We start from the raw sequence: 19402 nt of genomic DNA on the forward strand, positions 1-19402 counted from the left end.
ACTGGGGCAACAACCACAACGGCCTTCGAAAGGGGTTCTGATGATTTTCAAAAAAGACTTCACCGTTCGATTTGACCAGGCCGATCCCGCAGGTATTTTGTTTTTTGGGCAGGCCTTTTTTATAGCTCATCAGACCATTGAAGAATTTGTGAATCATCTTGGCATAGAATGGAAAGACTGGTTTCAAAATGGTCAATGGGGCGTTCCCATTCGCCATGCTGAAGCGGATTTTAAGCGACCGCTCTTTCCGGGCCATAAATATCTAGCCCAGCTCCAAATTGAAAACTTGGGCAACAGCTCCATCCGGTTTCAAGTCAAATTTTTCGATGGCGATTCTGTTTGCGCCCATTTGATTTTAAGCCACGTCTTCACCGACGTAAACACGCTAAAGAGTCGCCCCATTCCCGAAGACCTTCGAAAATTATTGCTCCCGTATGAGGTCAACGAGCTGCCCGGTACGAACCTTGCCTAAATCAGTTTCAGGCCAAACCTCAACACTATAAGTGGAACGAATCTGCTCGTAGGGGTGAACGAGTCCTGAAAAAACACTGACCAGGTCAGGCACCATGGATTCAAGAGATTGATGATAAATAAGGGCTACTTCATACCCCAGGCGGTCTGAAGGCAGCGGCACCAAGAGCAGTCGAGAATCAAGGCCGCGATCATCAGCCAAAGAGTGGAGTGTGTGATTCAGGCGATTTAAATTCACCAACTCTCCACCCACTTTCACCACTTCATCATTGCGTCCCAATACTCTTAATTTGCTACCATCCCAAGCACCCACATCAGATGTTTGTAGCCACCCATCCACCTTTGGATCAGAAAATTCCACGTTATCAGCCGTAATTGTGGCAAGTCCCGTTAACAACGACCCACCTTTTAACTGAATAAGATCATTGCCCGCCAACTTTACTTCCAAATGAGACAACACCTCTCCCCCCGGGACCAGCTCAGGAACATCTCTCAGTGTATCTAACGATGCGGTAGCCACTTGCGAACCGGCCTCAGTTAGACCATAGCTGGGCAACAACGGCCACCCCAACTTTCGAGCCAACAGATAGATCCCCTCGCGCATGGCGCCGCCACCCACAATAGCCACTCTCAGATCTCTAGGAGCCGGCAGTTGCATGGACACTAAATCATAAACTTGTGCCGGAACCAAACTTGTCACGGTCACCGCATTTTCATCACACAGTTTTTGAAAACGCTCAGGATTCCACTTCCAATTCTCAGGAGCCAAAACTTTAGCGCCTGTCAGATGCGACCGAGCATAAATCGACAGTCCTCCCACATGAAAGTGAGGCAACACATCCAACCACACATCCCGAGCTCCGAGATGAATATGATCAATCACGGCTTGCGCAGAAACCAACAATGCTCGCTTGCTCAACGCAACTAACTTTATTTCATCTGTGGCCGAGGTCCCCGATGATGCCACCCAAATATGGCCCGGCAAATGGGGCAAATCACTTACTTCTATTTGTGTTTTTTGCGCGTCAGGCATACGCGGATTGAGAAAAACATGACTGTTTTTCTCATCTTCCCAATCAACAATCGGGTTCATGATATCGGTCTCCATGGTTCATGCGTCAACGTGCTGTCTAATCCCCAACCAGATCCCATTGGTGGTTCAATAAAACGACCGTGTTTCGTAACCATTTGAGAATAATTGCTTGCCGAATAAAAGTAAAGGTTTTGCAAACCACAATCTAACAATCGCTCAGGATAAATATCAGCAAGGTCACATGCTGCTGATAAAGCTGCAAGCTGACCCACGGGATGATCCATGGAATGAGTCACCACAAACTGCAAATCACTTTGCGCAAATCGCTCAACAATTTTTACCCAATTTTGACGGGCCGGTTTCAATACAAGAACTGAAACACCGCTCACATCTTCGATTTCAAATGGATCGGCCCCCATATCTAGCGCCAGTCGAAGTCCATAGGTTTCTGCCAAGCTGGACCACGAATCAGAGTCAAAAAAACAGGGGTCCTCAATAAAATCAAGGTGGTCGCTAAGCCAGGGCTGCACTTTTGCCATCCATCGAGAGAAGTTTTCGTCAGAAAAGTATTCGTTAAAATCAAGACGCAATTTCAACGGCGACGCTATCTTCTGGCACAAGTCATGAAGTGCGCCTGTTTCCGCTTCTATGTCGCGGCCCATTTTGATTTTTATTGTTTGATAGCCCTCTGAAATCACATTCTGGAGACTGAAATTGTGCAAATCTGTCACCAGGTAATGGTTAGAGATCTGTGATACATTTTTGTAAAGTGAGCGCGACGTTCTTTTCGTTTCAGCCTCCGCCTTGGCCCACTCAAGGGCCATTGTTGCTAAAGAGGTGGGAGAACCTTCGGCCATAGATTTCAAATGCACCGCAAGCGGCGGGTCTCCAAATTCCAAAAGCGGATGTAAATCGCTGTACCCGACCCATCCATCTTCGAACACCACTTTTAAAAGGGCTCCGCTCCACTCTGTATTTGAGTGAAGGCGATTTCTCGACGAGTTCGCCGACAAACTATAGGGAGACCACAATATGTTCATCGCAAAACAAGGCCCAGGGCCATTTGCAATCCAAATAGAATATGAACAAGAGACGAACGAGCCAAATAAGAATTATAAACAGGACCTGGGGGTGTTCGCCAAACATCCCTTGTTACCAACCACGCCACTGGCGCACTTAGTAGGGGCAACAAGGTGGCCCACACATAGCCCCGCTCCCACCAATAACCCAAAAGTAAAAAACTGAGCGCAAAGAGAAATAAAATTTCGTATCTGGCGAAGGATTCGCCAAAGCGCACAGCCAATGTCTTTTTGTTGGCCCTTAAGTCCTGATTTCGATCACGCAAATTATTAATAGCAATTAGAACTGTGGCCAAAAACCCCACCTGGATACCGGCTACCAGAACCGGCGAACTGAACTCGCCCGTGTGCAGATAAAAAACGCCACCCACTGCCACAAGGCCAAAAAACAACACCACGAAAATGTCGCCCCAACCTTTATAGGCTAATGGAAATGGACCTCCCGTGTAGGCATACCCTAAAATTAAAGATAATACTCCGATGGCAACAATCACCCACCCGCCCTTAATCACTAAAGGCACGCCAAAGGCAATAGCTAAAAGAAAACTCAAAAGGCCCCCAGTCATCACCCAGCGAGGGGAAATCAAGCCTTTTTGGGTGACCCGTACGGGTCCCATGCGATCTTCTCTGTCTGCACCTTTTTTAAAATCGATGGCATCATTGATAAGGTTAGTGCCAATTTGAATCATCAACGCCGATAAAAGGGCAAAGACTGTGATACTCCAATCGATTAGATAACCCTCGGCAAACACGAGAGCCGTGGCCACAACCACCGGCACCACCGCCGCTGAGAGAGTTTTCGGTCGAAATGCTTGCCACCAATGACCCACTGACATGGACACTATCCTGATTAAGGGTATCGTGGAAATTTAGAAAAATCCGGCTTTCGCTTTTCAACAAATGCGTTCTTTCCCTCTTTGGCCTCTTCAGACAAGTAATAAAGAAGTGTGGAATTACCGGCCATATCCAAAAGCCCCATTTGTCCGTCGCAATCTGCATTCAAGGCGGCTTTCAAACATCGAATGGCCATGGGAGAGTGTTCTAAAATTTCTCTGGCCCACTTTACGGTTTCAGTTTCAAGTTCAGAATAGGGCACCACTTTGTTAACTAAACCCATCTCCAACGCCTGATCCGCATCATACTGGCGACATAGGTACCAAATCTCACGAGCCTTTTTTTGACCCACTATGCGAGCCAAATAACTGCTACCCAATCCTCCATCAAAGGAGCCCACCTTCGGACCCGTTTGGCCAAAGCGGGCGTTGTCAGCAGCAATTGTCATATCACAAACCACATGCAAAACATGCCCGCCGCCAATGGCATAACCGGCGACCATGGCAATCACTGGCTTAGGTATGTAACGAATCATTTTTTGCAAATCGAGGACATTCAATCGAGGCACGCCATCTTGCCCCACATACCCACCGTCACCACGTACTTTTTGATCTCCACCAGCACAAAATGCATCTTTACCTTCGCCAGTGAGAATAACCACACCGATACCTGAATCCTCGCGGCAAATCTCAAAGGCATCTTTAAGTTCTTTTACGGTCAATGGGCGAAAGGCATTGCGAACCTCAGGGCGGTTAATGGTTACCTTAGCGATACCCTCAGGCGTCCGCTCCAAGCGAATATCTTCGTAATCTTTCATCTTTTCCCAGACTATGGGGTCCATATTAACCTCTTCGTGGTTGGTCATTTGTATAAATAATGAAGACGGCGGTTGCAGTGACCCCATGGCTACAATGGCTCCACACATGGAATCAAGGGCTATCTTAGGAATGATGGGCCTGTTTCAACATTAAACCCTTGACCCCCACCGATAACCGCTGTAACGCTGGGCGTCCACAGGACGTGGTACACAATCTTCTGTATCTAAATAGGGGGCTCATTATGAAGTTTTTAGTTTATCCATTCGTATTAACGGCCATTTCTACCCTGATTTTGTCATCCTCTGCTTTTGCCACACCGGGCGGCCCAGATTATCTTTGCTATAGCGATCAAGAATATAAATTCTTATTTTCGGTTTATACGGCCGATGAGGCCGGCAATGAGTCCTACCTCACCACCAATCTTGGCGGACGCACTTACGACCGACGACTCGATGGCCAATTCGAATGGGGAAAAGACGCGCGGCTCAATGATGCCACTCATTTAGCCCGCTTCGTGATCGTAGCGAAATTCAATTCAGAGAAACAACTATGGGACGCTCAAGTGCACTACCCCGATGTGCAAAAAAAATATGATGTTAAGTCATCGGCCATTGAAATGATTTGCCAGAAATACTCTGACGAACTCTACGATAAACTCTTAGATGAGGGCTATTAGCCTCTTCGTGATTCGATGAGCGAGACTATCTCTGCTGGTTTTTCAAAAATAATTCTGTGCCCAGAATCGGCAACACTGGCAAAATCCGCATGGGGCCAATGGGGTTTAAGGTCCTCGGCTAAACTTGAGTAGACTGAATCATTGCCCCCAGTCACCCAGATGAGTTTTTCTTGATACAGCTTGAACTCATTTTCATCCCAATCCTGACGACCAACACTCCACTTGTGCAATGCCGCTGCCAAAAGTTCTCGGCTAAAATGTTCTTCTTCTCGCGCGGGAGCAGAAACTGTTGTTGCCAGTGCCGGCTGTTCGTTCCAACTCTTTATTAGTGTATTCCATTCTTCGGATAAAAATCTCTGCGACCATTGATCGTCTGCTGCTTGGCGCTTTTTTCGATCTTCTTTACTTTTAATGACAAAACGAGAAGAAATAATAAACACTTGCTCCCAGAGATGGGGCGCAGCACGGAGCACGTGTAAAGCTAATCGGCCACCTAATGAATATCCAATGAGAACATTCTTTCGTCGCCGGCCCATTTTATTTTCTAGCACCCACTGATTAAAGACTTCGGCCCACGCGTTCATATCTTGCGTGGGTGCCAATGCCGTGGGTACACGAAACAGCTCCGGTGAAAACGTATGCCATGTCTTTGGCAAAAAATCCCAATCCTTCGCCTGTCCCAAAAATCCATGTAGACAATAAAAGTTCACATCCATTACTGATTGTAGCTTTCCCAAAAACAGTGGGTTTGTTCTGGATCAGGCACCAACTCAAGAATGCACGCGGCGTCTGGCAAGTTCAATTGGCTGGGAACTTGCGACCATTTTTCATAGTTCCATCTAAACATTTTAGCCCAGTTTTCAAAACTCAATGTATGATTGTTTTCAAAGTTTCGGTCATTAAAGAGCCGGTGAAAGATCATTCCCCCAGAGTTGTTCACCACCACAATACGAAGTTTTTGACAACGAACTTGGGCAGCCACCCACAAACTGTTGAGGTCGTAAAGCGCACTAAGGTCACCTACCACAGCCCAGGCTTCTGACTCTGAGTCGGACATTCCCAAAAATGTAGACACCAACCCGTCAATTCCATTGGCCCCTCGGTTACAATGAATTTCTAAATTCTTATCTTCAATGGTGGCCGCCAGATCCCACTCTCTTATGGGCAAACTATTTCCAATAAAAACGGCACTGCCTCTCGGCACCAATTGCGAGAGAAAGTGGATCATCCCAGGCTCAGATTTTGGATATCGATCAAACAAACTTGCCATTGAATTTTGAGCTCTGTCTTTTTGGGGGCGAGCTTCAAAGTTAATTTCTGACAATTGAGCCAACGGAACAGGCAAAGCACTTTTTCGCCCCAATCCCGAAAAGGGTAAATCACTCACACTCAATACAGGCCAGGACTTAAGATCTCCCTCTAGATCTCTCCAAATTCTCGCAGTCGGCACTCTACCCATTCGGATAAGACCATCGCAATGCTTTGCATATTCACGTAAAGCCCGCTCTCCACCGAGCACTCGGAAGTTTTCTAAGTCGGGATCTTCGCGCAGCCCTGAAGCCGCCTCCAAATACACCGCACTTTGCAATTGCAGAAGTTTTTCTTTGACTAGGGGTCGGTCTTTTTTCTCAAGCCCTGCTACAACCACGAGCGGACGACTCACTTTTTGAAAAAAAGCTTTCACCTCAGTATCTGAAGTCTCCAGTGATTGCCACGGCTTTTGACGGTCCAATTTTTCTACACTGGGGAACAAAGAAAAATGGGAGACTTCGCTATCGATTAGGGGTTCATCATAGCAAATGTTTATATGGGTAGGCGCATTGGCCGAAAGCGAAAGATCACTAAAAGTATCTTCGCCACCCACGTAATCCAATGACTTATCCACATACCCACTGAATAAACCCACTTGTTCGATGCTTTGTGGGGCTCCACTTTTTCGATAGCGACGAGGTCTATCAGCTGACACTATCACCAACGGCAATCCCGAGTAGTGGGCCTCGATGACCGCCGGCAACAGCTCTGCCACTGCCGTTCCCGAGGTGGTAACCACGGCCACCGGTCTCCGCTGCGACTTCATTCGTCCCAACGCAAAAAATCCAGCGGACCGTTCATCAAAAAAATTCCAAAGCCGAATTCCCTCAGCAGCTGATAACACTTTAACTAAGGGAGCGTTACGGGCGCCAGCACAAATGATATATTCGCCCACTCCCCAATGGCTCACTTTTTCAATTAGATTTTTAGTCCATGCAATATTCATAAACCCAACATCGTCTTAACTGCCAGTTGTTTATTGAGCAACTCTTGCCACTCACGGGACGGCTGGCTCTCTGGCACCACCCCGCACCCCACGCCTAAAAAGGTTTTTCCCTTCACCCACTGCACATTTCGAATAGCCACTAAACATCGGCCACTTCCATCAGCCCATCGAACCCCAAAAGGAGCACCAAACCGGGCCCTGTCCATATGGCCGTCAAGATTTTTTAACCAATGAAAATCAACTGTTCGCGGAGCCAGCCCCAAAGCCGGTGTGGGGTGCAGATCGCGGGCGAGCATTTCAAAATCTAATCCGTTCTTGGACTCTACAGTGATATCTGTACGCAAATGAGTTAAGGTGCCCACGTTCCACTCATAGGTAGGCGATACAGATGGCGTTCCATAAGTGGCAAGTTCTTCTAGTAACGCATCCACCACCAATTGATGTTCATTTTTTTCTTTAGGATCATCCAATAGCGAGTGGTCAGAGGCCGAAAGCCGTGTTCCCGCAAGGGCCATCGTGCTTAGATGATGTCTCGCCTGATCCCATTCAAACAGCAGTTCCGGTGTGACCCCTAAAAGACCCCCATCGTCCACTCCCCAAACACCATAGACACTCGACCCGCTGCCCTTGTTGAGTGCTGAGAGCAATACTTTTTTTCGTTCGTCGGCAGTAAGACTTCCCTCAGAGGAGGCCCAAGCCAACGGCACGGCTTTTTTCAACACGTGAGTATCGAAATGCTTACCAATAAAGTTAAATTTTTCAAAAAACTCCTCCTGACCCAAGCTTGAAAATTGCCGAGAACACGGCACAGAATCCGGAGATTTTTTTAAGGCCTCGACCAATAGAGACGGACACACGACGCGGTTGTTGGTGAACACCACCCAGGGTTTTTTGTTTTCAAGGTAAAAATCGGGAGCATAGAAGCTCACCGCCGAAGGGGAGGCCGATTCTAGAGCCAAAGCATCGCCCCACCCCACACAGAGCTGACCGTTGGCCATCCCTACAATGGCGCCTCGCATTAACAACTGTTGAATTTCTCTATCGTCCACCCGCACTCCTTTTGAAGGTATCTAACTATTCTGGCTCTAATAGTCAAAAATCATGGAGTTAGTGTTTATTTTACGCTAAGGTGTCAGCCGTTTGTCTGAAAGTACACGGGTTGAGGATTGGATGAGTACGAAAACCGTACAAGTGGGGCGTTTTGAAATTGGCGGGCCTAATTTTGTGGTGATTGCTGGCCCGTGCTCTGTTGAATCCAAAGACCAATTTCTTACAACCGCAGAAGCCGTAAAAAGTGCCGGAGCCCTGATGCTTCGCGGCGGCATCTTTAAGCTACGGACAAAGCCCGACACATTTCAAGGACTTGGTTCTGAGGCCTTTGCTTTAGTGAAAGAAGTGAAGCACCAGACGCAAATGCCGTTTTTTTCTGAAATCACTGACCCGCGACAAGTGGGCGACTTGATGGACGTTGTAGATGTGTTTCAGGTCGGTTCTCGAAACATGCACAACTATGCCCTGCTCAAAGAACTGGGCCAGGTGGACAAACCGGTATTGTTGAAGCGCGGTTTTTCCGGACGCATCGATGAGTGGATTCACGCCGCTGAATACGTGTCTTCTTCGGGCAATCCTCAGGTTATTCTTTGCGAGCGTGGTATTCGGACCTTTGAAACAAAAACCAGAAATACGTTTGATGTGAATGCCATTGCCTATGTGAAGCAACACACCAGCCTTCCGGTAATTGCTGACCCCTCCCATGCAACCGGTCGCTCTGAACTAGTGACTCCCGTGGCTTTAGCCGCGGCCGCCGCTGGAGCCGATGGGTTAATCGTTGAAGTCCACCCCAACCCGCCGTCGGCACTCTCCGATGGGGAACAGGCCCTTGACTTTCAAAGTTTTTCGCAGCTGATGTCTCGACTCGAAAAAGTTCTTATCGCCCTTGATCGAAGGCTGGCTCCATCATGGTAGAGTCACAAAAATCAGGACCCAACCCCACTGACGTACAAAAACTATTTAGTTCTATTTCAAAAACCTACGACAAAGCCAATGACGTTATCACTTTCGGCATGGCGCGAACTTGGCGTAAAAAACTAGTTGAGCTCAGTGGCGCCCAACGTGGAGATTCGGTTTTGGATTGCGCCACGGGCACGGGTGATCTGGCTTTAGAATTTAAAAAAACCTTAGGGCCAACAAGCCGCGTGATTGGCACTGACTTCTGCCAAAGCATGCTGGACCTGGCTCCTGCCAAAGCAAAAAAAATGGGCCTTGATGTGAAGTTCACTTGGGCTGATGCCACAGATCTTCCCTTTGAAACCAGTGAATTTGATGTGACCAGTATCGCCTACGGAATTCGAAATGTGGAAGACCGACACAAAGCCCTTTGTGAAATGGCCCGCGCGACCAAGCCTGGTGGACGCGTCATGATTTTAGAAACCGGCGACACACAGGTACCTGTTCTTAAAGGGGCCATTCAACTTTATTTCAAACATTTAGTTCCCCGCCTTGGCGGATGGGTCTCCGGAGATCGTCAGGCTTATGAATATTTAAACAGGTCGTCTAGTCAGTTTCCCTGCCGGGAACAGTTTTTAGACCTCATGCAATCCACCGGACAATTCAGCCGTTGCGAATTTTTCTCACTTATGGGCGGAGCTAGCTTTATTTACAAAGGCGTTGTTGCGCCAAAACACTAAAAGTACCTGCTTCCCTTTGTGGCGACAACGCGTCAGGCGAGTCGACCTCTCCCCATGCGCGGGCAGCGGCGTCCTCCCGATGTGCATGGCGCATTGATTTGATGCAGAGACAACTGAGGTTGTCGAACAGCAAATCAATGAACTCAAGTTCGGGCGCTTCTGCGTCCGTGCCAACTGCACGGCGCAGAAGGGTTCGAACATTCCTAATATAGGGTTGCGGCACGAAGTGACGCAATCCGAAGACGACATGCGGCCACTCGGGCCGGCGCCGCTGCCCGCGCATGGGGGGAGGCCGACTCGCCTGACGCGTTGTCGCCACAAAGGGAAGCAGGTACCTTCGATTATCGCTCTAAGATTTCTCGTTCAGTTTCTAGGTCTCTGGTGTTTGCTCGAACCTCGGTGAATTTTTCTCCATAACGAGCTTTTAATTTGGCAATATTTGTATTCATGACGTCCGCAAAGTTGACGCCCAACTCATCAGCAATAATGGCACAGTACCAAAAAATATCGCCCATCTCTTCACTTAAGTTCACCGTATCAAGATCTTTGCCGTAAAAAACATGCTTTTTCAGTGCATCCAAAAATTCTCCGGACTCTGTTGCCAATCCAATTCCGGCATGAAGCAGTCGCTGATTTCTCACTTGGCTCATTCTCTCTGCAATGGCGGCGAAATCCCTTGATTCTGTTCGAATGGCATTGCTCACATATTCTTTGGTATCCATAAAAACCCTTCCCTTAAAATACTCCATCGTCACTTGCAGTGCGCCGAGACATGGGGTCACTGAAAGCTGCGTAATACTAGCGACACTCTGACGACAATGGTACCCTTATTGCCATGAGCAATGCATTATCAAGCGCCCCACGTGAGTTTTTGCTGCGCGGTCAAGGTCTGACCAAGGTTTATCATATGGGAGAGGTCAAAGTTCACGCTTTACAAGGAGTGGATATTGAGCTTTTCCCCGGAGAATTTGTTGTCTTATTGGGCGCATCAGGAAGTGGCAAGTCCACTCTATTAAATATTCTAGGGGGATTAGATACGGCCAGTCAGGGGCAATTGTGGTACCGTAACGACGACCTTTCCCATGCCGATTCAGACCGGCTCACCCAATTTCGGCGAGACCATGTGGGATTTGTCTTTCAAATGTACAACCTATTGCCTCGCCTCACCGCAGAAGAAAATGTCTCGCTGATAACTGAAGTCAGTACCAATCCCATGCTGCCGGCTAAGGCCCTAGAGCTCGTGGGACTCGCCAACCGCAAGAACCATTTTCCATCACAACTTTCTGGAGGCGAACAACAGCGTGTGGCCATCGCACGAGCCATCGCTAAACAACCTGAAATTTTACTCTGTGATGAACCCACGGGAGCCTTGGATTTTAAAACTGGCATCTTAGTGCTAGAGGCCATCAGTAAGGTCAACCGGGAGCTTAACACCACCACAGCTGTCATTACCCATAACGCCTCGATCGCAGATATGGCTGATAGAGTGGTGCATTTGGCCGATGGAAAAATCGCTGGAATCACAGTCAATGAAAACCGCAAGCAACCAAGCGAGCTGATGTGGTAAAGGGTCTTGACCTTAAACTAATGCGCGATCTTAAGCACATGCGAGCGCAGGTGATCACTATCTCCATTGTCGTAGCTTGCGGAATCGCCACACTTGTGGGGTTTCTTAGTACCTATGAGTCATTAAAATACGCGCAACAACAATTTTATGATCAGTCTCGATTTGCCGACGCTTTTGCCTCGCTGAAAAGAGCACCCACCCATATCATTCACCTCTTAAACAACATCGATGGCGTCACCGAGGTGGAAGACCGACTTGTCTTTGAACTGTTAATAGACCTTGAAACTCGCGATGAGCCGGCTGTGGGTCGATTTGTTTCTATCCCCGACATTGGCCCCTCCCATTTAAATCGCTTGAGCCTGCAAAAGGGTCGCTGGCCCGCCCCGGGTCGCCATGATGAAGTGCTCGTGGGTGAAGCCTTTTTTAAAACCAACAACCTAGAGCTGGATCAAACCATATCTGCTGTATTTAATGGTCGCTACCGAAGATTGCGTGTTGTTGGAAGTGTCGTGTCTCCAGAATATATCTATGCTGTGCAAGGTGCTAACCCCATGCCAGATGATAAACATTTCGGTGTGTTTTGGATTCCACGCTCGGCTTTGGCGGCAAGCTTTGACATGGAAGGCGCATTCAACTCTTTGTCTTTTGCATTAGGTCCAAACATTTCAGTAAAGTCGGTTTTGCAGGCTATAGATCGCATTCTAAAACCCTATGGCGGTTTCGGCTCCATTGCTAGAAAAGATCAGACCTCTCATATGTTTATCACTCAAGAGATTTATGGCCTTCAGGTACAAGCCACTTTTGTGCCCTTTATATTTTTATCAGTGGCGGCTTTTTTGTTGAATGTTGTCATCAGTCGAATCGTAGCCACTCAACGTGAACAAGTGGCTACCTTAAAAGCACTGGGTTTTTTTGACTCAAGCATTGCCTGGCATTTTTTAAAACTCTCTGTCGTCATTTCGTTGCTCGGCGGAGCCCTTGGACTGCTTTTTGGCTATTGGATCGGGTATAGCATGACCGATCTTTACACCATGTACTTTCGCATGCCACTACTGGCTTTCATTATGCCCCAATGGCTGCCTTTTACTGGCATCGGACTCAGTTTATTTGCCAGTATTGTGGGAGTGGCTCATGCTCTAAGAGGTATTTTTAAACTCACACCCGCAGAAGCTATGCGCCCTCCGTCACCCCCCTCGTATCATGGCAGCCTAGTTGAGCGATCGGGCTTCACAAAAAAGTTTTCCACCGAAGGGCGGATGGTCATACGCGGGTTAACGCTAAAGCCACTTCGATCTGTTCTTACCAGTGTGGGGATGTCTTTTGCTTGTCTTATCATTGTACTTGGTTTTTTCTGGCAAGATTCAATTGATCATCTTTTGCAAGTGCAGTTTTCGTTGATGATGCGACAAAATGTAGATGTTACTTTCACAGGACCGGTTTCAACTATGGCTCTGGAAGAACTCAAACGCCATGAAGGCGTCATTGATGCCGAAGGCTATCGGTCTGTTGGTGTAAAGTTACACGCCGAACATCGCTCTGAACCGGCAGGACTCGTGGGCATGCCCTCCCCCTTTCACCTCAGGCAGATTCTCAATGAAAAACTCGAACCACTATCTGTGCCTGAAGAGGGTTTGTTGTTGAGCCGATCTCTGGCCAACAAGCTAAAGGTAAAATCTGGTGATTTTTTGCGAGTAGAAGTGCTAGAGGGGGCGCGTCCCGAACGTTTATTGCCGGTGGTCAACATCGCTGATGAGTTTGTCGGCGGTGCTGGCTATATGAACCTGCGAGCCATCAATCAGTTTTTAAAAGAGTCAAATCTCATCACTTCAGCCGGCCTCACCATTGACAACCGTTTTGCTCCGAAGCTGTACGCAGAACTGAAACAGATGCCAAAGATAGCAGGAGTTTCTTTTAAAGATACCACTCTAAAAACATTCAATGAAACCTCGGCAAAATACCTGATTGTCTTTTCGTTGTTTTTGCTTGGGTTTGCCATGGTCATTGCGTTCGGCATTGTCTACAATAGCGCCAGGATATCTTTTTCAGAACGAAGTTGGGAACTGGCTAGCCTTCGGGTCCTAGGCTTCACTAAGCTAGAAACTTTTCGAATTTTAGTGGGCGAAATCGTCATTCTCATTTTATGCTCCATTCCACTGGGTTGGTACTTGGGCGTTCAAACCACTAAAGCTCTTATTAATGAAATGGCTCCCGAAGCTATGCAAATCCCATTTGTCATTCAACCCAGCACATTCACCTACAGCGCTTTGGTTATGGTGGCTTCGGGTGTATTAAGTGGTTTTGTAATCTGGCGTAAAGTAAGAAATCTCGATATGATAGAAGCGTTGAAGGTTCGAGGTTGATAAAATTTAGACAGTATCAATAGGTTTGACACCTATATACAACCTGATCGCCCTAGGGCGGCATAGGGATTGCTTACTATTTAAATTGTGGGATAAATGCGGAAAGTCGCAAGGGGGATAGTGTGTCTCAAAATGGTGCAATCAATAAAAAAGTTGTTTTAATCGGAGGAGCCGTGGTGCTTTCTCTGGCCCTGCTTTCGCAAAACTGTTCTGAAGTTTCCTTCACAGAGGCCGAACTAAAAAATGTGGGTCTCGACGCCGATGGACCTGGCCTACAAAATGATGACACATCTTCGAATAATAACCCCACAGACAGTAACAACAATAACCAATCAACCATTGATCCGCTCAATCCTCCTGTCATTGTCTGCAATCCGTTGTCAGGCGACATGTGTGATGTAGATAGCAATCAGGGTCTTATCGGCAACCTCTATTATTTGCTGCCCACAACGTATCCTGGCGTGATTGGACAAGCTCTCCTTGATGATTATCGTGATGTAGGAACCAAGGTCGATGAACTTATTCTTTTTACACAAATCAATGTGACACCTCGCTCGTGGACGGCTGGTTTTTCTAACGGCAACACAGATGACTCCTTGATTTTAGATTCAGATGGAAACGTTTTGCTTGAATGGTTTTCCGTAGACCTTCATGGATACCTGGATTTACCACCCGGCGAATACCAATTTGCAATGATCTCAGATGATGGCATGCAAGTGATTATTGATGACGAAGTGGTGTTATATGATGATGGCACCCACTCGCCGCGTGTCCACTGCAGCGACAACGTAGTGGCCTTCACCGATGAAGATAAGAGCATTCAGGTGCGATATTTTCAGGGGCCACGCAACCAAATTGCTATGCAGCTTTTTATGAAGCTAAAGGACGAACCTGGCAGTTGCAGAACTGGTGCGGGAAGCCTCTCCGGCTCGTGGACAACGATTCCGAAAGAACATTTTTACCACTAATTTAACCTTGAATAGATAAGGCGCTGCCCGTAGGATACATCTTGTTATGCAAAAATGGCTTTACGGCTCCATTGGCGCCTTTGTTTTAATTGTTGTTGTTTGGTCCTTGCTGCCCAAACCCCTGCCCGTAGACAAAGCGGTTGTGGGGCGAGAAGACTTTGTAGAGACCATTGTGGAAGATGGAATGACACGCACGAAAGAGCGATTTGTGGTTTCATCTCCTGTGAACGGTGTTGTCGAACGCCTGTTTCTAGAACCCGGCGACGAAGTAAAAAAAGGGCAAAGACTCATTACAATTCATTGGGACAAGGACCTCACGCTCACTTCACCCGCTGATGGCCGAATACTGAAAGTCATGCAAGAGTCGAAAACTTATATCCCCATTGGCACCCCCATATTAGAAATTGGCGACTCTGGTCAGCTAGAAATCGTGGCAGACATTCTGACTACAAACGCCGTTTTGGTGAAGCCAGGGCAAGAAGTTATCATCGAAAATTGGGGCGGAGAAAAGCCCCTACTGGGAAAGGTCAGACTCGTTGAACCGTCGGCGTTCACCAAAGTGTCAGCGCTTGGAGTGGATGAACAGCGCGTGAATGTGGTCATTGACATCACTTCTGATGAATCTATGTGGAAAAACCTGGGTGATCGGTATCGTGTGGAATGCCATATTATCATACACAAATTGCCCCAAGCGTTGGTGGTGCCCACGGGCGCCTTATTCCAAAAAGACAATGAATGGACGGCCTTTAAAATAGAAAATGGAAAAGCCGTAAAAACCCAAGTGAGTATCTCTCGGCGCGGTCCCCTAAAGGCTGTTGTTCAGTCTGGACTCACCGAGGGAGACAAAGTGATTCTCTATCCCGGGGATAAAATTCAACCTGGAGTCCCAGTTAAATATTAGTTGCCTGAAACAAGTTCTGCTGAGCTGTGGCCTGCGATTTAAACATTTTCAAGCCCGACTCATATTCTATATTTAGATTTTTTGCGTACTCTAGACCCGGAGAATCTTCAGTGTAATTGAGATCAATCACTTTTTTCGGCTTCCATAGGGGATCGGGCCATTGACACTGGTCTTGCCGGCTCCGCCCCACGGCCCAAACAATCACATCCGGATTTACAAACTCATCGGCGTCGTGACTGATGCACTTTCCTGTTCTTGCCGAATAATACCGAGCCTGCGGTAGTGCCTTTTTCATCATTTCACGAGTTCCCCCGCCGCCCCACACGGCGACCTCGTCCATTTCTGAAATCTCAGACACCAAGTCAGAAAATCCCTTTAAGTCTGTGTTGGCACCTCGCCAGCCCTTTAACTTCTCACTCCAAATCAAAGTGTTAACCGACTCCAGCTCCTGCGCCACTGCGTCCACTTCAGAGCAAATATGAAAGGCGGCATTTTTATGGGGTGAAGTGATCGCCGCACAATTCAGGCCTATTACGTGCAGAGCTAACAAATTGTCCTTTGTAAACTCGTCAACGGACATTTTAATCGCAAGACTGGTCATATTTTTTTGCGCAAAAAACTCCTGATGCTCGATCGGTGAATAACTATGATGTACTGGATCTCCAATCACCGCAAAAAAGCTATCTGCATCTTTTGGCGCTCTCATCCAATCCATAAGTATGGGTTGATCCGGGCTAGATCCCTGTGCTTCTTTAAAAAAATTTAATTTCATCTTACCTTTTTGACAAAGTCGGTACCAGCCCCATCGGCCTTCTGCAGAATTTGGTAAAAAAGATCGATGCTCTGGGTCCGCCTGTTGCCAACGATGACCTTCTAGAAGCTCTGAAAAACTTTGAATCTCAACAGCCAACTTTAGATGTGATCGCCCCCCGCCCATCTGAACGAGATACTCGGCACAATGGCTAACAGATTCTCCTACATCTTTTGCGTGCAATGACAAAATGGGTGGGTCACCTAAAGGGCACACTCCCCACTCCACTGGCCAATCCCAAAAATAATTGGCAATATTTACGCCCTCTAAAATATCCATCCCCGGCCGACGAAAACTCATGATGATTTGATTAGACGGAATTTTTGCCAACGCTTGCCGAATGTTTTCTTCTGACAAGAAATCATCTCGCACCTCAAAGGCATCAATGCCCCAGCTCAGGCGTTTTGTAATATAGGCATTCCATGTTCGATCATTTTTGAAATTTTCAGGAAGCAACGTCTTGATACCACCCACTTCTCCTCGTTCAAGCCCGAGAAAAATCGGCTCATATGGGTTCTCGTCGTTAAGACCCTCAGGAAGAGTGAGTTCTTCATCCCTCCAGGAGACAAACCGTGAGAGCCGCAAACCATACCGTTTTGCATATCCGGCGATGGGCCCCATACTGGGTTCAAGACTGGGGCGGTCTAAAAACACCCTTCCGTCTGCATCCGTGGATCGCCTCAACCACAAAACATGCACACCATGCGGGATTTCTCCATTAAATCCAGCTCCGGCCGCAATATAAACATCGTGTGGAGCTCCCCAAAAGTTCTGCACCAATTCCTGCAGAACCTGTGTCTCCCACTTTCTAAAAATAGATTCCCCCTCTACAGAGAAAATCTGATCAACCGTTTGTCCAGTGTGATTTTCGATTTCATGATCTAAATCTAAGCAATCACATCGCAACCCCCGTTCTTCATGATAGGATTTAACTCTAGATAAGAACGCGGTCTTTCCTACACCACGATGGCCTACGATTAACGTAATCATACTGTCCCCTCAGTGATAGTCTCAGAAAGTGACTATTTTACCCAACCCTGTCGATGGGCCTCATCGACCAGATTAAGGATCTTCACCTGTTCTCTCATCAGTTCACCAGGTGACCTCATGAATATGAAATGAATTGATCCTTCGCCTTCTGATTTTTTATCTAAAATCAGTCGAGCGATCAGCTCCTTTTTCGGCATGGCCTTGTGCTTTTCATTGATTTCTTTTGGCCAAAGGCGTTCGGCTATTTTCAAAATCTCAGATTTTTTTGTTTCATGCATAAACCCACGTTGTACGCTCCATTCGAGCATGAAACGAATGCCAAACCCCACTGAAACGCCATGGGACCAATTGAAATAATCTTCAACCACATGCCCAAATGTATGCCCAAGATTAAGGAGCTGCCGCTTGCCATTTGTATCGAAGGGATCCTCCCCTACAACGGCTTGTTTCGCCGCCACCACGTCAGGAATGCAATCCCAAAGTAGATGTACGCCCTCAAGTGTTGATCGGCCTAGCTTTTCAAAAAGGGCTCCTCCGGCCACAAGCCCCATCTTCATCACCTCTACAGAGGCAGAGGCTACATTTTTCGGAGGTGCAGAAGATAGGAGTAGGCTCACAATGTACACACCGTTTGCGGGATAAAAAGTGCCTATGTGATTTTTCAAGGATCCCACATTTAAAGAAGTATTGCCCACAATGGCCGAGTCAAGCGCCGCGCCCCACGTTGTGGGGATATGAACAAGATTCACTCCTCGTTTTAAAACACTTGCCACAAAACCCGCAAAATCACCGACCGAGGTTCCACCCACAGCAATCACTCCCAATCGCCGAGGAGAACACCCCTTTGTGAGTTCAGACAATTTGTTCATGTGCTCGGAAAACTCGGACAGAGATTTTAACTCTTCGCCAGCATTGACTGGATAGCGGGTTGAAAACTGTTCCTTCCAAAGCTTGAAGGGATTAAGCTTTTCTAATTTTCGATCATACACGAGAACGAGATCGTCCACCGTTCGCATTGATGGCAGACTCTTTATCTCTGATAAAAGGGGCAGCTTATGTTGAAAAAAAACAGGTGTTTGAAACTTGTTGGTCATACTATTGTCCACGCAGCTTTGGATCTAATGCATCTCGCAATCCGTCCCCTAAAATATTAAAGGACAGCACCACGATTAAAATACAAACTCCCGGCAATGTCACGAGCCATGGTGCTGATTCAATATAGGCCCTGCTATCAGCCAACATAACCCCCCATTCAGGTGTGGGCGGCTGCGCACCCAAGCCAAGAAAACCCAAGGCTGCAACGTTCAAAATCCCATCACTGAAACTTAACGTAGCTTGAACGATTATCGGAGCCATACAATTGGGAACAATGTTCTTTGCCGCCACTCTCCAATGACTAGCCCCAAAACCCACGGCGGCATCCACATAGGGCTTGGCTTTTTCAGCTAAAACGGCCGCCCTGACAATTCGAATAAATCCAGGCAGGCCCACAATACTTACGGCAATAACACCATTAATCAGGCTGGGTCCCAATACCGCAACCACAACTATGGCCAGCAAAATTGTGGGAATGGACATTAAGATATCTACCATTCTCATAATGAACGAATCCACCCAACCACCAAAATAGCCGGCAATGACCCCCAATGTGCCGCCCAAAAGGAGCGACAAAAACACCACCAACACCCCTACCCCGAGAGACACTCGTGCCCCGTAAATGAGTCGACTCAAAAGGTCTCGGCCCAGGTCATCGGTGCCCAACGGAAAAGCCATGCTGCCTCCATTGGCCCAAACCGGAGGTATTTTGAGAGCTTCTTCATGTACGGCTTCGGGTGTGGACGGTGAAAGCCAAGGCGCTGCCAGCGCCACCACCACAAATGCGATCAAAATCACTAAACCTAGGAGTGATCCGCGATTACTGATTAATCGTTTCCACAAAGCGCTCATGCA

General features: G+C 47.5%; 19 protein-coding genes. 8 read left to right on the plus strand and 11 right to left on the minus strand.

Annotated elements, in window-relative coordinates; translation table 11 throughout:
* The first annotated feature begins 40 nt into the window (after window positions 1-40).
* Window positions 41-472: an acyl-CoA thioesterase gene (locus tag H6626_10015; protein ID USN46548.1), complete on the plus strand. Its 432-nt coding sequence runs from the start codon at window positions 41-43 to the stop codon at window positions 470-472.
* Here H6626_10015 and H6626_10020 read toward each other — a convergent pair.
* Genes H6626_10020 through menB form a run of 4 tightly spaced genes read right to left on the minus strand, consistent with a single transcriptional unit; the run spans window position 422 to window position 4258 of the window.
* Window positions 422-1564, minus strand: a complete 1143-nt coding sequence (locus H6626_10020) for an AMP-binding protein (protein ID USN46549.1) — start codon at window positions 1562-1564, stop codon at window positions 422-424. The genes H6626_10015 and H6626_10020 overlap by 51 nt on opposite strands.
* Entirely contained in the window at window positions 1561-2544 is a 984-nt protein-coding gene (locus tag H6626_10025; protein ID USN46550.1) for a hypothetical protein, read from the minus strand. The genes H6626_10020 and H6626_10025 overlap by 4 nt, the downstream gene beginning before the upstream one ends.
* Window positions 2541-3419, minus strand: a complete 879-nt coding sequence (locus H6626_10030) for a 1,4-dihydroxy-2-naphthoate polyprenyltransferase (protein ID USN46551.1) — start codon at window positions 3417-3419, stop codon at window positions 2541-2543. The genes H6626_10025 and H6626_10030 overlap by 4 nt, the downstream gene beginning before the upstream one ends.
* 14 nt (window positions 3420-3433) lie before the next feature.
* The gene (menB, locus tag H6626_10035; GenBank protein ID USN46552.1) at window positions 3434-4258 is read right to left on the minus strand and encodes a 1,4-dihydroxy-2-naphthoyl-CoA synthase; all 825 of its coding nucleotides are present in this window, start codon (window positions 4256-4258) and stop codon (window positions 3434-3436) included.
* Between the two features lie 218 nt (window positions 4259-4476).
* Between menB and H6626_10040 the strand changes: the two genes are divergently transcribed.
* Entirely contained in the window at window positions 4477-4911 is a 435-nt protein-coding gene (locus tag H6626_10040; protein USN46553.1) for a hypothetical protein, read from the plus strand.
* Here the strand turns inward: H6626_10040 and H6626_10045 are convergent.
* From H6626_10045 to H6626_10055, 3 genes are read right to left on the minus strand one after another with little or no spacing between them, the layout of a single operon-like run.
* On the minus strand, window positions 4908-5567 hold the full coding sequence (locus H6626_10045; GenBank protein ID USN46554.1) for an alpha/beta fold hydrolase: 660 nt from the start codon (window positions 5565-5567) through the stop codon (window positions 4908-4910). The two genes, H6626_10040 and H6626_10045, sit on opposite strands and share 4 nt — an antisense overlap.
* Window positions 5568-5626: 59 nt before the next feature.
* Entirely contained in the window at window positions 5627-7168 is a 1542-nt protein-coding gene (gene menD, locus H6626_10050; GenBank protein ID USN46555.1) for a 2-succinyl-5-enolpyruvyl-6-hydroxy-3-cyclohexene-1-carboxylic-acid synthase, read from the minus strand.
* Complete coding sequence (locus H6626_10055) at window positions 7165-8217, minus strand: chorismate-binding protein (GenBank protein ID USN46556.1); 1053 nt, start codon at window positions 8215-8217, stop codon at window positions 7165-7167. The genes menD and H6626_10055 overlap by 4 nt, the downstream gene beginning before the upstream one ends.
* 121 nt (window positions 8218-8338) lie before the next feature.
* On the opposite strand from H6626_10055, the gene aroF reads away from it, so the two are divergent.
* A complete protein-coding gene (gene aroF / locus H6626_10060) occupies window positions 8339-9133 on the plus strand; it encodes a 3-deoxy-7-phosphoheptulonate synthase (GenBank protein ID USN46557.1) in 795 nt (264 codons plus the stop codon).
* On the plus strand, window positions 9127-9855 hold the full coding sequence (gene ubiE / locus H6626_10065; protein USN46558.1) for a bifunctional demethylmenaquinone methyltransferase/2-methoxy-6-polyprenyl-1,4-benzoquinol methylase UbiE: 729 nt from the start codon (window positions 9127-9129) through the stop codon (window positions 9853-9855). Before aroF ends, ubiE begins: the two co-directional genes overlap by 7 nt.
* Before the next feature lie 341 nt (window positions 9856-10196).
* Here ubiE and H6626_10070 read toward each other — a convergent pair whose 3' ends face one another.
* Window positions 10197-10577: a nucleoside triphosphate pyrophosphohydrolase family protein gene (locus H6626_10070; GenBank protein ID USN46559.1), complete on the minus strand. Its 381-nt coding sequence runs from the start codon at window positions 10575-10577 to the stop codon at window positions 10197-10199.
* 113 nt (window positions 10578-10690) lie between these two features.
* On the opposite strand from H6626_10070, the gene H6626_10075 reads away from it, so the two are divergent.
* The 4 genes from H6626_10075 (at window position 10691) to H6626_10090 (ending at window position 15651) form a co-directional block, all read left to right on the plus strand.
* Window positions 10691-11422 (plus strand): ABC transporter ATP-binding protein, encoded by a 732-nt coding sequence (locus tag H6626_10075; protein ID USN46560.1) that lies wholly within the window; start codon window positions 10691-10693, stop codon window positions 11420-11422.
* Window positions 11416-13782, plus strand: a complete 2367-nt coding sequence (locus H6626_10080) for an ABC transporter permease (protein ID USN46561.1) — start codon at window positions 11416-11418, stop codon at window positions 13780-13782. The genes H6626_10075 and H6626_10080 overlap by 7 nt, the downstream gene beginning before the upstream one ends.
* A 122-nt stretch (window positions 13783-13904) precedes the next feature.
* Complete coding sequence (locus tag H6626_10085; protein ID USN46562.1) at window positions 13905-14750, plus strand: hypothetical protein; 846 nt, start codon at window positions 13905-13907, stop codon at window positions 14748-14750.
* A 46-nt stretch (window positions 14751-14796) separates the two neighbouring features.
* Window positions 14797-15651, plus strand: coding sequence for an HlyD family efflux transporter periplasmic adaptor subunit (locus tag H6626_10090; protein USN46563.1), 855 nt, complete (start codon window positions 14797-14799; stop codon window positions 15649-15651).
* Here H6626_10090 and H6626_10095 read toward each other — a convergent pair.
* The 3 genes from H6626_10095 to H6626_10105 are packed head-to-tail and all read right to left on the minus strand — an operon-like array spanning window position 15641 to window position 19399.
* Window positions 15641-17452, minus strand: coding sequence for a hypothetical protein (locus H6626_10095; GenBank protein ID USN46564.1), 1812 nt, complete (start codon window positions 17450-17452; stop codon window positions 15641-15643). The genes H6626_10090 and H6626_10095 overlap by 11 nt on opposite strands.
* Window positions 17453-17484: 32 nt before the next feature.
* On the minus strand, window positions 17485-18546 hold the full coding sequence (locus H6626_10100; GenBank protein USN46565.1) for a 3-dehydroquinate synthase: 1062 nt from the start codon (window positions 18544-18546) through the stop codon (window positions 17485-17487).
* A gap of 1 nt (window position 18547) precedes the next feature.
* Window positions 18548-19399 carry an ABC transporter permease subunit gene (locus H6626_10105; GenBank protein ID USN46566.1) on the minus strand — a complete coding sequence of 284 codons (852 nt, stop codon included), beginning with the start codon at window positions 19397-19399 and terminating at the stop codon, window positions 18548-18550.
* Between the last annotated feature and the right edge of the window lie 3 nt (window positions 19400-19402).

It is taken from the genome of Pseudobdellovibrionaceae bacterium (assembly GCA_023898385.1).
Taxonomy (GTDB): Bacteria; Bdellovibrionota; Bdellovibrionia; order Bdellovibrionales; family UBA1609.